The sequence below is a fragment of the Actinomycetospora sp. NBRC 106375 genome (assembly GCF_030269665.1).
Lineage (GTDB): Bacteria > Actinomycetota > Actinomycetes > Mycobacteriales > Pseudonocardiaceae > Actinomycetospora.
The window spans coordinates 100,632-113,323 of record NZ_BSTS01000010.1; the positions used below are offsets into that span (position 1 = coordinate 100,632).

The 12,692-nt window shown below is 76.0% G+C and carries 14 protein-coding genes; 8 read left to right on the forward strand and 6 right to left on the reverse strand.

All coding sequences use genetic code 11. The annotated features are described in order from the left end of the window. Window positions 1-53 precede the first annotated feature (53 nt). The gene (locus tag QSK03_RS17840) at window positions 54-893 is read left to right on the forward strand and encodes a ParA family protein (protein WP_285654590.1); all 840 of its coding nucleotides are present in this window, start codon (window positions 54-56) and stop codon (window positions 891-893) included. 28 nt (window positions 894-921) lie between these two features. Here QSK03_RS17840 and QSK03_RS17845 read toward each other — a convergent pair whose 3' ends face one another. Both QSK03_RS17845 and QSK03_RS17850 read right to left on the reverse strand, forming a co-directional pair. Next, window positions 922-1,512, reverse strand: coding sequence for an SAV_6107 family HEPN domain-containing protein (locus tag QSK03_RS17845; RefSeq protein ID WP_285654592.1), 591 nt, complete (start codon window positions 1,510-1,512; stop codon window positions 922-924). Window positions 1,513-1,602: 90 nt separating this feature from the next. After that, entirely contained in the window at window positions 1,603-1,896 is a 294-nt protein-coding gene (locus QSK03_RS17850) for a hypothetical protein (RefSeq protein ID WP_285654594.1), read from the reverse strand. Between the two features lie 285 nt (window positions 1,897-2,181). Here QSK03_RS17850 and QSK03_RS17855 point away from each other — a divergent pair, with 285 nt between their 5' ends. Continuing rightward, a complete protein-coding gene (locus tag QSK03_RS17855) occupies window positions 2,182-2,865 on the forward strand; it encodes a GNAT family N-acetyltransferase (RefSeq protein ID WP_285654597.1) in 684 nt (227 codons plus the stop codon). Between the two features lie 35 nt (window positions 2,866-2,900). Then, window positions 2,901-3,635, forward strand: a complete 735-nt coding sequence (locus QSK03_RS17860; protein WP_285654599.1) for a DUF3153 domain-containing protein — start codon at window positions 2,901-2,903, stop codon at window positions 3,633-3,635. A 66-nt stretch (window positions 3,636-3,701) separates the two neighbouring features. Here the strand turns inward: QSK03_RS17860 and QSK03_RS17865 are convergent, their stop codons facing one another. After that, a complete protein-coding gene (locus tag QSK03_RS17865; RefSeq protein ID WP_285654601.1) occupies window positions 3,702-4,589 on the reverse strand; it encodes a methylenetetrahydrofolate reductase in 888 nt (295 codons plus the stop codon). A gap of 132 nt (window positions 4,590-4,721) precedes the next feature. Here QSK03_RS17865 and QSK03_RS17870 point away from each other — a divergent pair, with 132 nt between their 5' ends. Genes QSK03_RS17870 through QSK03_RS17885 form a run of 4 tightly spaced genes read left to right on the forward strand, consistent with a single transcriptional unit; the run spans window position 4,722 to window position 8,675 of the window. Then, window positions 4,722-5,873 (forward strand): polyprenyl synthetase family protein, encoded by a 1,152-nt coding sequence (locus QSK03_RS17870; protein ID WP_285654603.1) that lies wholly within the window; start codon window positions 4,722-4,724, stop codon window positions 5,871-5,873. Window positions 5,874-5,875: 2 nt separating this feature from the next. Further along, entirely contained in the window at window positions 5,876-7,360 is a 1,485-nt protein-coding gene (gene crtI / locus QSK03_RS17875; protein WP_285654605.1) for a phytoene desaturase family protein, read from the forward strand. Beyond that, the gene (locus tag QSK03_RS17880) at window positions 7,357-8,328 is read left to right on the forward strand and encodes a phytoene/squalene synthase family protein (RefSeq protein ID WP_285654607.1); all 972 of its coding nucleotides are present in this window, start codon (window positions 7,357-7,359) and stop codon (window positions 8,326-8,328) included. The genes crtI and QSK03_RS17880 overlap by 4 nt, the downstream gene beginning before the upstream one ends. Next, window positions 8,325-8,675: a hypothetical protein gene (locus QSK03_RS17885; RefSeq protein ID WP_285654610.1), complete on the forward strand. Its 351-nt coding sequence runs from the start codon at window positions 8,325-8,327 to the stop codon at window positions 8,673-8,675. Before QSK03_RS17880 ends, QSK03_RS17885 begins: the two co-directional genes overlap by 4 nt. Here the strand turns inward: QSK03_RS17885 and QSK03_RS17890 are convergent. Both QSK03_RS17890 and QSK03_RS17895 read right to left on the reverse strand, forming a co-directional pair. Continuing rightward, window positions 8,672-9,031, reverse strand: coding sequence for an Rv2175c family DNA-binding protein (locus QSK03_RS17890; RefSeq protein WP_285654613.1), 360 nt, complete (start codon window positions 9,029-9,031; stop codon window positions 8,672-8,674). The two genes, QSK03_RS17885 and QSK03_RS17890, sit on opposite strands and share 4 nt — an antisense overlap. A 54-nt stretch (window positions 9,032-9,085) precedes the next feature. Then, entirely contained in the window at window positions 9,086-9,802 is a 717-nt protein-coding gene (locus QSK03_RS17895) for an alpha/beta fold hydrolase (RefSeq protein ID WP_285654615.1), read from the reverse strand. A gap of 90 nt (window positions 9,803-9,892) precedes the next feature. On the opposite strand from QSK03_RS17895, the gene QSK03_RS17900 reads away from it, so the two are divergent. Further along, entirely contained in the window at window positions 9,893-11,158 is a 1,266-nt protein-coding gene (locus QSK03_RS17900) for a protein kinase domain-containing protein (RefSeq protein WP_352232013.1), read from the forward strand. 97 nt (window positions 11,159-11,255) lie between these two features. Here QSK03_RS17900 and QSK03_RS17905 read toward each other — a convergent pair whose 3' ends face one another. Beyond that, window positions 11,256-12,656 carry a class II 3-deoxy-7-phosphoheptulonate synthase gene (locus QSK03_RS17905; protein ID WP_502872186.1) on the reverse strand — a complete coding sequence of 467 codons (1,401 nt, stop codon included), beginning with the start codon at window positions 12,654-12,656 and terminating at the stop codon, window positions 11,256-11,258. Window positions 12,657-12,692: the final 36 nt, after the last annotated feature.

Below are 12,692 nucleotides of genomic sequence, written 5' to 3' on the forward strand. Positions count from 1 at the left end.
ACGCGTGCGCGGGCGTACCGGCAACCGCGGCGTCCGCCCGGTAGGTTCCCCCCGTGCACGTCACGGCGGTCCTGAGCCTGAAGGGCGGCGTCGGGAAGACGACGGTCGTCCTGGGTCTGGCCGGTTCCGCCCTGCGGGCCGGCCTGCGCACCCTGGTGGTCGACCTGGATCCCCAGGGCAACGCCACCACCGCGCTGGAGCCCGAACCGACCGAGACGACGATCGCCCAGGCGATGGAACGCCCGTCGGCGGCGTTGCTCGCCTCGTCGATCGGCCCGAGCGCCTGGGGCGAGGATCTCGACGTGCTCGTGGGCTCGGAGGACGTCGAGCGCCACAACCACCCGGATCCGAACTCGCAGCGCCTCGGGCGTCTCGCGCGCCTGCTGGCCGGGCTGCCCCGCGACGGGCAGGGCGCCACGGCGACCGGGATCGCGGAGTACGACCTCGTGCTGATCGACTGCCCGCCGTCGCTCGGTCAGCTGACCCGCTCGGCGCTGGTGGCCGTGGACCGCGCGGTGCTGGTGACCGAGCCGACGATCTTCGCGGTGTCGGGCGTCCAGCGGGCGTTCGAGGCGGTGCAGTCCGAGCGGGAGCACAACCCCGACCTCCAGCCGCTGGGCGTGCTGGTGAACAAGTACCGCGCCCGCTCGTCGGAGCACGAGTTCCGCGTCGCCGAGCTGCGCGAGCTCTTCGGCCCGCTCGTGCTCTCGGCCGTGCTGCCCGACCGCAGCGCGGTGCAGCAGGCTCAGGGCGCCGGCGTCCCGATCCAGCGCTGGGACACCCCGGGCGCCCGGGAGATCTCCAGCTCGTTCGACTCGTTGCTCGGCCGGATCGTGCGCTCGCGCGCCCAGCGCTCGCACCGCGCTCGGGCCCGCCAGGCGCCGGACGCCTGAGGCACGCGCAGGACTCCGCGCCCCGGTCTCAGCGGGTGCGGCCCGCCACCGTGCGGGTGACGAGAGCCAGGAACAGATCGGCCTGGCGGACCATGTCGTCGGCGTCGCGCTGGGACACCCGTCCGCGCACACCGGCCTCGACCGCCGAGCGCGTGGCCGAGTGCGCCGCGAAGAACGCCGCCCACTCGCCGTACTCCGGGGCGACCGACGCCAGCAACGTCCAGGCGTCGGTGGGCCGCGAGGAGCGCTTGGCCCGGGCCCGCAGGGCGAGCACCGCCGCCGCCGAGCGCAGCGCCCCGAGGTGGGCGGACCGGAACCGCTCCGCCGGGTCGTCCTCCTCCTGGGCGGCCCGCAGCTCGTCGCGCGCGGCCCCGAGCAGCTGCACCACCGTGCGTGACGGCGGCGGGGAGGGCGGCGCGGCGGGCGCCTCGGCGCGGGCCGTGGCGCCGCGGGTCGCGGAGCGGGCGGGTCCGCCCGCGACCGGCGAGGAGGACGGGTCCGCGGGCGGAGGGGCGGGGACCCACCCGTCCGCGGACCCGTCGGGCACGCCGACCGGGGGGTGGTCGGCGTCGGGCGGGGTGGTGTCGAACAGGCCGGGCAGGGCGAGGGCGCTGGTCACGGTGATCTCCTCGGTGGTCTCGGAGCGGGCGTCGGGCGCGACGGCGGGCGGGAGCGGCTCGGCGGCTGGGTCAGCGGCCGGCTCGGCGGCTCAGACCCCGGCCCACCGCAGGTCCCACACCCCGGGGCCGGAGCGCATGCGCAGCACGAACTCCCCCGGCGGCAGGTGCGGCTCGTCCGAGCGACGGGCGAGCACGCGCCAGCACCGGCACCGGTCGCCCCCCACCGGCATCGCCGAGAGGAACGGCCAGCGGGACTCCTCGATCCAGCGCTCGCGGACCTCCTCGACCAGGTAGTGACTGTCGCGCCGGTTCGGGCGGCGATGGAACTCGACGGGGTCGCCGTCCGCGCAGCGGACCTGGACCGGCGAGGGACTGCGAACCACGATGCGTCCTCCACGGCGGGCTCGTGCTCCTCGGCCCGTGGCTCGGACCGAGCGGTGCCTGCCACCGTGGGAAGCCGGCGGCACGCACGGGCGACGGGGCGCTTCCCCCGCCCCGCCGACCGTGCGATCGAACATGTGTTCGATGCGGTCCAGTGAACCCGGTCGGTCCGACACCGTCAAGTCGGCCGTCCGGGGATCGACGCGTGGCGCGCCGGGCACGGCGTGGTGTGATGGCCGGGTGCCCGCCGTGACCGACTCCCCCTCCGCCCGCGCGGGAGCCGGACGGTGACCGCCGCACCCACCCGCGCGTCCGTCGTCGACCTCACCCCCGACGACCTCGGCGCCCGGCTCGACGAGGCGCTGTCGGTCTACGTGGACGCGATGGGCTATCCGCCCGGCACGGTGCGCCAGCGGCGCCCGATGTGGGTGGAGCACTCGCGACGGGCGGGCTGGCACGCGGTCGCCGCGATCGGCCCCGACCGCTCGCTGTGGGGCGTCGCCTACGGCTACCCCGGCGCCCGGGGCCAGTGGTGGTTCGAGGAGGTCCGCCGCGGCCTGCTGGCGCAGGGCACCGAGGGCCGTGAGCTGGCGGCGGCGGTCCTCGCCGACTACTTCGAGCTCACCGAGCTCCACGTGCGCCCCGACGTGCAGGGCGGCGGCGTGGGCGAGGCGCTCGCGCGCCGCCTGCTCGCCCGCCCCGCGAACCGCCACGTCCTGCTCTCGACCCCCGAGACCCCCGGCGCCGACGACCCCAACCGGGCCTGGTCTCTCTACCGCCGCCTCGGGTTCTCCGACGTGCTGCGCCACCACCGGTTCACCAGCGACCCGCGCCCGTTCGCCGTGCTCGGGCGCGCGCTGCCGCTGGACCCACCCGGGGCGCCCCTCCCCCCGCCGGGGCGGCTCGAGGTCGGTCCGACCGGCGACGAGCCGGGGGAACCCGGGCGACACCGCTCGGGACGCCGCGCCTGACCGCGACCGTCGGGGGCGCCTGGCACCATGCGCGGGTGCCTGCGAGCGCCCCCACCCCGACCGTCGACCCCGCCGGCGCCCGTCCCGTCCCCCCGGCCCCCGCGCGGCCGCGCCGCCGGGGCCTCGTGCTCCTCGCCGTGGTCCTCGCGCTGGTCGGCGTGCTGGGCACCGGGTGCGTGCGGGTGCGGGCCGGCATGGCCGTCTCCCCCGACGACCGCGTCTCCGGGCAGGTCGACATCGCCACGCCGGACGGCGCGCCGAACGGGTCGGGCCCGCCGCTCACGGTGCCCGACGACCTCAGCGGTGACGTCAGCGTCGAGCGCTACGAGCAGGACGGCTACATCGGGTCCCGGGTGCGGTTCGAGGACCTCACGTTCGACCAGGTCACGCGCCTGCTGCCCGCGATCAGCCCGTCGAGCACCCAGGCGATCCGGGTGCAGATGCGACGCTCGGGCGACCGGGTCGTGGTGTCCGGGCAGGTCGACCTCACGCGCGTCTCGCCGGAGAGCTCCGACGTGCAGCTGAAGATGGCGTTCCCGGGCACCATCCGGCAGACCGACGGCACCGCGACGCAGGGCCTCATCAGCTGGACGTTCCAGCCGGGCACCGTCACCGACGTCAACGCGGTGGTCGAGTACCCCGACCCGGACGCGCCGTCGTGGATCCTCTGGGCGCTGCTGCTGCTCGGGGTGGTCGCGGTGGCGGTCGCGATCGTCGTGCTGCTGGCGGCGTCGTCGCGCACCCAGCTCCGCACCCGCGCCCGGCGCTGACCGGCGGGCGCGGGCGCGGTCTCGGGCGCGGGCGCGGTCTCGGGCGCGGGCTCGGGCGCCGGCCGGTCAGACGCCGGGTCGCGCGGCGATGCCGAGACGTTCCACGACGTCCACCACCGCAGGCGAGCGGTTCATGCTGATGTAGTGGATGTTGGTCACGCCCTCGTCGAACATCCGCTGGGAGAGCTCGACGCAGAGGTCGATGCCGGCGTCGCGGTACCCGGCCTTGTCCTCGGCCAGCGGCTCCAGCCGCTCGGTCATCGCCGCGGGCAGCGGCGCGCCGGAGAAGTCGGCGCCGCGCTCGGCCGACCTGGGCGTCGTCACGGGCATGAGCCCGGGCATGATCGGGATGTCGCAGCCGGCGGCGGCGATGCGGTCGCGCATCCGGAGGAACTGGTCGGCGTCGTAGAACATCTGGGTGATGGCGAACTCCGCGCCCGCCTTGACCTTCTGCACGAAGAAGCGGGTGTCCGAGTCCTCGTCGGCCGAGCGCGGGTGCAGGTAGGGGAACGCCGCGACGCCGCAGCAGAAGGTGCCGAGTCGACGCAGCATGTAGACGAGCTCGTCGCTGTAGCTCAGCCCGGCCGGGTGCGGCACCCAGTCGGCGTCCTTGTCCCCGGGAGGGTCGCCGCGGATCGCCAGCACGTTGCTGATGCCGGCGGCCGCGTACGAGCCGATCACCTGGCGCAGGTCGTCGAGGGACGCGTCCACGGCCGTGAGGTGGGCCATCGCCGTGAGCGTGGTGTCGGTGGCGATGCGCCCCGTGGTCCGCACGGTGCGGTCGCGGCTGGAACCGCCAGCGCCGTACGTGACCGACACGAAGGCCGGGTCCAGCGGCTCGAGGTCACGGATGGTCCGCCAGAGGGTGGCCTCACCCTCGTCGTCCTTGGGCGGGAAGAACTCCGCCGAGAACGTGGGCACCCCGCGCTGGATGCGCTCCGTCACAGTAGCCATCCGTCGACCCTACGGTGACTCGCCGTCGATACGGAGGGTCGTTGTGACCGGGACCGCCCGATCAGCCGGTTCCGGCGTCCGCCCCTACCCTCGGTGGCGACAGGACGATCGCGGCGGAGGGGACGAGCGCGTATGACGGTCGGCGGAGCGTCGACGACGGTCGGCACCGGACCGTACGACCCCTTCGGCACGCCGGACGGACCGCACGAGAGGGACGCGCTCGAGCACGACCTGCCGGCCGCCGTCACCGCCGCCCTCGGCGACTACCTCGAGGCCCGCCGCGTCGCGTGCGCCGGGATCGCCGAGGAGTTCGCCGAGGCCACCGACGACCTCACGCGCTTCGTCCTCGCCGGGGGCAAGCGCCTGCGTCCGACGTTCGCGTGGTGGGGATGGCGGGCCGCCGGCGGCGTGGACGAGCCGACCGCGGTGCTGCGGGCCGCGAGCGCCCTGGAGCTCATCCAGGCCTGCGCGCTCGTGCACGACGACCTCATCGACGACTCCGCGACGCGGCGCGGCCAGCCGACCGTGCACGCGCGCTGGGGACGGCGACACGCGGACGCCGCCTGGGCCGGCGACCCGACGCGCTTCGGGGCCGCGGTGGCGGTGCTGCTCGGCGACGTCGCGCTGGCCTGGGCCGACGACATGCTCCACGAGTCCGGCGTCGACCCCGCGGCGCTCGCCCGGGCGCGCCCGGTGTGGCAGGCGATGCGCACCGAGGTGCTCGGCGGGCAGTTCCTGGACGTCCAGGGGCACGCCGCGTCCGACTCGCGGCCCGAGACCGCGCTGCGCATCAGCCGCTACAAGACCGCGGCGTACACCATCGAGCGGCCCCTGCACCTCGGCGCGGCGCTCGCGGGCGCCGACGACGCGACCGTGCGGGCGCTGCGGCACTACGGCACCGACCTCGGGATCGCCTTCCAGCTGCGCGACGACGTGCTCGGGGTGTTCGGCGACCCGGCGGTGACCGGCAAGCCGGCGGGCGACGACCTGCGCGAGGGCAAGCTCACCCTCCTCGTCGCCCTCACCCGCGCCCACCGCGACCGCGCGACGGCCGCGGTCGTCGAGCGCGCCGTCGGCGACCCGGATCTCGACGCCGACGGGGTCGAGGCCGCGCGCGAGGCCCTCACCGCCCTCGGCGTCGTCGACGACGTCGAGCGGCGCATCGCCGAGCTCACGGACTCCGCGCTCGAGGTGCTCCGCGGCGCCGACGCCCCGGAGCTCACCGCGCCCGCCCCCGAGCGGCTGGCCGACCTCGCGGTCGCCGCCACCCGCCGCGCCCGCTGAGCATGCGCACCGTCCAGTCCCCGACCGACCACGTCGTGGTGGTCGGCGCCGGCCTCGCCGGACTGGCGACCGCGCTGCACCTGCTCGGTGCGGGACGCCGCGTCACGGTCGTCGAGCGCGACCCGACCCCCGGCGGTCGCGCCGGGCGCCTCGATCTCCAGGGCTTCCACCTCGACACCGGCCCGACCGTCATCACGATGCCGGAGCTGGTCGAGGAGGCCCTGGGGGCGGTCGGGGAGAAGCTCGGCGACCGCCTCGACCTCGTCGACCTCCACCCCGCGTACCACGCGCGGTTCGCCGACGGCAGCGCCATCGACGTCCACACCGAGCCGGGCGCGATGGAGCAGGAGATCCGGGAGAAGGTCTCCGCCGCCGACGCGGACGGCTACCGCCGGATGCGGGCCTGGCTCACCGAGCTGTACCGGGTGCAGATGGCGACGTTCATCGACGCCAACTTCGACACCCCGCTCGACGTGCTGTCCCCCGAGCTCGCGCGGCTCGGCGTGCTGGGCGGCTTCGGCAGGCTCGGGCCGAAGATCGGGAGCTTCCTCGCCGACGAGCGCCTGCGGCGCGTCTTCTCCTTCCAGGCGCTCTACGCGGGCGTGCCGCCGGCGCGGGCGCTCGCCGCGTACGCCGTCATCGCCTACATGGACACGATCGCGGGCGTCTCGTTCCCGCGCGGCGGCGTGCGGGCGCTGCCGCAGGCGCTGGCCGACGCGGCCGCCGACGCCGGCGCCGAGTTCCGCTACGGCACCACGGTCACCGGCCTCGAGCGCGCGGGCGGGCGCGTCCGCGCGCTGCGCACCGTCCCGACCGACGACCCGCGCGCCGACGGCGAGCGCCTCGCCGCCGACGCCGTCGTCCTCACGTGCGACCTGCCCGCGGCGCACGCCCTGCTCGGGCGCACGCCGCGCCGGGCGGTGCCGCTGCGCTGGTCGCCGTCGGCGTTCGTCTGGCACGCCGGGGTGCCGGCGGGGACGGGGCTCGGCCACCACACGATCTCGTTCGGCGACGCCTGGGCCGGCACGTTCGACGAGATCATCACCGAGGGCCGGCTGATGTCCGACCCGTCGCTGCTGATCACCCACCCGACCGCGACCGACCCCTCGCTGGCTCCCGCGGGCCACGAGTACGTCAGCGTCCTCGCGCCGTGCCCCAACTCCGACGCCGCGCCGCTGGACTGGGAGCGGATCGGCCCGCGCTACCGCGACGAGCTGCGCGGGGTCCTGGCCGGGCGCGGGATCACGGTCGGCGAGCCGGTCGTGGAGCACACCATCACCCCCGCCGACTGGTCGGCGCTCGGCCTCGCCGCGGGCACGCCGTTCTCGGCGGCGCACACGTTCGCCCAGACCGGCCCCTTCCGGTCGCGCAACCTCGTGCGGGGCGAGGGCAACGTCGTGCTCGCCGGCTCGGGCACCACGCCGGGCGTCGGGGTCCCGACAGTGCTGGTCTCCGGCAAGCTCGCCGCCGCCCGGATCACGGGATGAGCAGCACCGAGCTCGACGCGGCGGGCGTCGCCGACCCCGCCCTGCGCGCGGCGTACACCCGCTGCCGGGAGCTCAACGCGGCCCACGGGCGCACGTACTTCCTGGCCACGCGCCTGCTCGCGCCCGCCCAGCGGCCCGCGATCCACGCGCTCTACGGGTTCGCGCGGATGGCCGACGACGTCGTCGACGACCCCGCGGCCGACGCCTCCCCCGCCGCCGTCGCGGCCCGGCTGGAGGAGGTCCGCGCGCGGATGCACCGCGGCCTCGCCGGCAGCGACCCCCGGGCGCTGGTGGCCGAGGGAGAGCCGGTGGTGGCCGCGCTGGCCGACACGGTCGCGCGCTACGGCATCGACCACCGCCACCTCGAGGACTTCATGGACTCGATGGCCATGGACCTCACCGTCACCGAGTACGCGACGTTCGACGACCTCGCCCGCTACGTGCACGGGTCGGCCGCGGTCATCGGCCTGCAGGTGCTGCCGGTGCTGGGCACGGTCGTGCCGCGCGCGCAGGCCGCCCCGTACGCCGCCGACCTGGGCGTCGCGTTCCAGGTGACGAACTTCCTGCGCGACGTCGGCGAGGACCTCGACCGCGGGCGCGTCTACCTCCCGCGGGACGAGCTGGCCGCCTTCGGCGTGGACCGCGACCTGCTCGACCGCTGCCGGCGCACCGGCCGCACCGACCCGCGGGTCCGGCGCGCCCTGGCCCATCTCGTCGCCCGCACCCGGGCGGTCTACCGCCGCGCCGAGCGCGGCATCGCGCTGCTCCATCCCGTGTCCCGGCCCTGCGTGCGCACGGCGCACGTCCTCTACGGCGGCATCCTCGACGAGATCGTCGCGGCCGACTACGACGTGCTGGGCGGGCGGGTCGCCGTGGGCACCGGCCGGCGGGCGGCGGTCGCACTGCCCGGACTGGCCCGGGCGGTCGGTTCCCGGTGGCGCCGGCGCGTGCTACCCACCCCGGCGTGACCGACCTCGTCCTCGGCGTCGACGCGTCCTGTGCGCGCTGCCGGGCGGTCGCGGCGGCGGTCACCGAGGTCGACGTCCTGCCGCTGGCGGACTACCGGATGACGGCCTGGTGCGCCGAGGCCGGGGTCGCGGGCGACGTCCCGACGCTGATCGAGATCACGCCCACCGACGGCGACGACCGCGTCCGCGCCCGCACCGGCCCCGCGGTCGGCGCGACCCTGCTCCGGCGGCTCGGTCCGCGGCGGACGCTGCGGCTCGCGGCGGCACTGCGGGCCCACGGCGTGCTCGGTGACGCCCTCGGCGGCCTGCTGGCGCGGCCCGGGAGGCGGTCTGCGGGCCCGACCTAGAAGGCCATCGCCTGGGCGCGGCGCTTGACCTCGCGCCCGCGGTCCGAGCGCAGCGCGTCGATCGGCATCCCCGGCAGGGACTCGTCGTCGGCGAACAGCCACCGCAGGATCTCGCCGTCGGCGTAGCCGCCGTCGCGCAGCAGCGAGATGGTGCCGGGCAGGCCCTTGACCACCCCGTCGTCGGTCAGGAACGCGGCCGGCACGATCCACCGGTCGCCCTCGCGGACGCCCAGCAGCTGGCCCTGCTTGATCATCTGGCTGACGCGTGTGCGGGGCACGCCCAGGCGCTCGGCACACTGGGCGAGCGTGACGACCTCGATGTCGTGGCCCACGAGGGCGGCGACGGACTCGGACACGCGCGTCACTGTGCCAGAGGAACGGCCCGCGACGGACCCCGAAACGCCCCGGCGTCAGCCGCCGTCCGCGTCGACGAGGACGCGGACGAGCCCGTCGGGGTTCGCGAGGGCGAGCAGGTGCCCGCCGGGCAGGACGTGCGGCTCCACGCCGGCGCGCTCGCGGGCCAGCCGGACCTGGAAATCGGCCGGGAAGAACCGGTCGTCGCGACCCACCACGACCGTGGTCGGGACGTCCGGCCACGCGGGCAGCGACCAGCCGTCGGAGAACGGGCCGCCGGACTGCTCGCGCTGGTGCTCGGCACCGGCGGCCGCGACGTCGGCGGGGACGTCGTGCAGGAACTCCCAGGCCTCGTCGAACCCCGCGTCCTCCCGCCCCGCGGCGCGTGTCGCGGCCTCCTTGGCCGCCCGGTGGCCCGAGTCGGACCACCAGTCCCCCGGGTTCTCGCCGACGGCCGGGATCATGGCGTTGACCAGGACGAGGTGGCGGACGGCTCTCGATGGTCCAGCTCCGCTCCGCTTCGTGTCCTGGATGCGTCGCGCGATCTCCGCCGCGGTCGGTCCGCCCAGGGACTGGCCCACGACGACGGGGTCCGGCCGGTCGCCCAGCGCCTCGAGGGCCACCTCCACGTAGCGCGGGATGCCCGCCGTGGGGTCGTCGGCGGGCAGGTCCACCGCGATCGCCGTGTCACCCCGGGCCCGCAGGCGATCGGCCACGAGGTGCCAGTACCAGCCCGCGCCGCCGGCGCCGGGCACGAGCAGCCAGGTCGTCACCGCGAGGACACTAGGCCCACCCGGACGGGGCGCGGCGTTTCGCGTCCGAGGATCCCCGCAGGTCACCGCCGTCCTCGTAGCATCGGGGCCATGGCCGCTCCCACCGCCCACCCCGAGGGGACGGTGCTGGAGGGGCGCTACCGCGTGGACGGGGTGATCGCGCGCGGTGGGATGTCGGTGGTGCACCGCGGGTCCGACCTGCGCCTCGACCGGCCCGTGGCGATCAAGGTGCTCGACCGCGAGCTCGCCGCCGACCCGGCGTTCGTGCGGCGCTTCGAGCGCGAGGCGCGGGCGGCGGCCCGGCTCGCGCACCCCGGGATCGTCGCCGTGCACGACCAGGGGCGCGACGACGACGGCACCGTCTTCCTCGTCCTCGAGCTGGTCGAGGGCGGGACCCTGCGCGACGTCCTGCGGGAGCAGGGGCGCCTGCACCCCGCCGCGGCCCTGACGGTCGTCGAGCAGGTGGTGACCGCGCTGCAGGTCGCCCACGACCGCGGGCTCGTGCACCGCGACGTCAAGCCCGAGAACGTGCTCGTCGGCAGCGACGGCGCGGTCAAGGTCGCCGACTTCGGCCTGGTGGCCGCGGCGTGGGAGGCGGGCGCCGAGCCCGGCGACCCCGAGGAGTCCGGCGAGCTGGTGCTCGGCACCGTCGCCTACCTGGCACCCGAGCAGGTCACCGACGGCCGCGCCGACGAGCGCAGCGACCTCTACGCGACGGGCGTGGTGCTGTTCGAGCTGCTCACCGGCGTCCCGCCCCACGGCGGCGACGACGCGGTCGAGGTCGCCCGCCGCCACGTGCACGTCGACGTCCCGCCGCCCTCGGGCCTCGCCGGCGGCATCCCGAAGGCGCTCGACCGCCTCGTCGCGGCGGCCACCCGGCGCGACCCGGACACCCGTCTCGCCGACGCCGAGGCGTTCCTCGCCGCCGCCCGCGGCGTCCGGATGGACGCGGACCTCCCGTTCCTCACCGTGCCCCCGCCCCGCCGCCGCCGCGGTGCGAACGGCTCGCGGCCCCTGCGCGGCACGCGGCTGCTCGACCTCGAGCCGGAGGCACCCGCCCCGCCCCGCGGTCGCCGCCCGCCGGTGGTGGAGGACGACGGGGATGACTGGGACGACGAGCCCTGGGTCGACGGCGAGGTCGACGAGCCCGACGACGTGGTCGACGATGCCCCGTCCACGCGCCGCCGGCGCGGCCCCGACGACCCGGTCGACGACATCGACGTCGCCATCGAGCAGATCGAGCGCCGCCGGGCACGGTCGCGCTCGCGGCGCCTGCTCGCGGCGTGGCTGCTGCTCGAGGCGATCGCGACCATCGCGGCCGGGGCCGCCGGCTGGGGGCTCGGGTTCCCGGGCTGACCCCCGCCGGTTCTCGATCGAAGTACCGATACGGACGCTGAGCGTCAGCGTCCTGTTGCACGCCGATAGGGGCACTTCGCTGACACCCCGGCCGCCGTCAGCCCCGCAGCATCTCCGCGACGAGGAACGCGAGCTCGAGGGACTGCTGGGTGTTCAGGCGCGGGTCGCAGGCGGTCTCGTAGCGGCCGGCGAGGTCGGTGTCGGAGATGTCCTGGGCGCCGCCGAGGCACTCGGTGACGTCCTCGCCGGTGAGCTCGACGTGGATGCCGCCGGGGTGGGTGCCCAGTCGCTGGTGGACCTCGAAGAACCCCTGGACCTCGTCGACGACGGCGTCGAAGTGCCGGGTCTTGTAGCCGGTGGAGGCCTCGACGGTGTTGCCGTGCATCGGGTCGCACTGCCAGATGACCTGGTGGCCCGACGCCGTGACCTTCTCGACGATGCCGGGCAGCACGTCGCGGACCTTGCCCGCGCCCATGCGGCTGATCAGGGTGAGCCGACCGGGCTGGCGGTGCGGGTCGAGGCGCTCGACGTACTCGACGGCCTGCTCCGGGGTCGTGCCCGGCCCGATCTTGAGCCCGATCGGGTTGGCCAGCAGCTCGGCGAAGGCGATGTGGGCGCCGTCGAGCGCCCGCGTGCGCTCCCCGATCCACAGGAAGTGCGCGCCCAGGCTGAACAGCCGGGCGTCGTCGCTGCTCGTGGCCTCCACGCGGGAGTCCAGGCGCAGCAGCGCGCGCTCGTAGTCGAGCACGAGCGCCTCGTGCGACGCGAAGATCTCGGTGTGGCGCAGCGAGTGGTCGGTGACACCGGCCGCGGACATGAACCGCAGCGCCCGGTCGATCTCCGCGGCCACCGCCTCGTAGCGCTCGCCGGCCGCGGAGGTGCGCACGAACTCGCGGTTCCAGTCGTGCACCTCGTGCAGGTCGGCCATCCCGCCGCTGGTCAGGGCCCGCACCAGGTTCATCGCGGCGCCCGCGTTGGCGTAGGCGCGGATCATCCGGCCCGGGTCGGGGACCCGGCGCTCGGCGTTGGCGGCCAGCGAGTTGACCATGTCGCCGCGGTACGACGGCAGGCCGAGCGCGTCGATCGGGGCCGAGCGGGGCTTGGCGTACTGCCCCGCGATCCGCCCGATCTTGACCACGGGCATCGACGCGCCGTAGGTCAGCACCACGGCCATCTGCAGCAGCGTGCGGATGTTGCCGCGCAGGTGCGGCTCGGTGTTGTCGGCGAAGGTCTCGGCGCAGTCGCCGCCCTGCAGCAGGAACGCCTCCCCGCGGGCGACGGCCGCGAGCTGGGTCTGCAGACGGTCGACCTCGGCGGGCACGGTGATCGGCGGGACGTGCTCGAGCACCGTGCGGACGTCGGTCACCGCCTGCTCGTCCGGCCACTCGGGCTGCTGCGCCGCGGGGCGCGCGAGGGCGGCATCGAGACGCTCGCGCAGTTCGGCGGAGAGCGGGGGCAGGCCGGGCAGGGCATCCACGGGAAGGTCGACGGACCACACGTCGCCCAGCGTAGTCGTGGCCCGTCGGGGCCGGAC